The organism is Calderihabitans maritimus, from assembly GCF_002207765.1.
Classification (GTDB): Bacteria; Bacillota; KKC1; order Calderihabitantales; family Calderihabitantaceae; genus Calderihabitans; species Calderihabitans maritimus.
Map to the genome: position 1 here is coordinate 1 of NZ_BDGJ01000095.1, position 391 is coordinate 391.

Here is a 391-nt window from a genome sequence, read left to right on the forward strand (position 1 = left end):
CGTTTTAGGGTATCAAACAAAACATCTTACCCCAACACAATCCAGGATTTGAGCGAGTTTTAGAAATGGGCGGGCGTTAAATAGGCAATATTGACCCCAAGGGAAGAAATTAGAGGGAAAAGTAGAAACAAAAAGCGAAGCGAAGAAAAATCAAAGAGATAAGAAGGGGAAACCTCCTTTTTACGGAGAATTTTCTTAAAGACCCAAAAAAGAAACAAAAGGAGGTTTCCCTTATGGCTATTATACCACAACCACAACTTTTTGGGTGGCGGGAAATCGAAAAACTGGGAGATTTAGAACGGCTGGTAATAGTTCTCCGCAACCTACCTGATGAAGAATTAATGCGCAAACTGGAGCGCAAACGCGGGAAGGGTCGGAATGATTATCCGAT

The 391-nt window shown here is 41.7% G+C and carries 1 pseudogene; it reads left to right on the plus strand.

Features of this window, described 5'->3' with window-relative positions:
• Window positions 1-233: 233 nt before the first annotated feature.
• A pseudogene (locus KKC1_RS17515) lies at window positions 234-391 on the plus strand (DDE transposase); the annotation flags it as partial.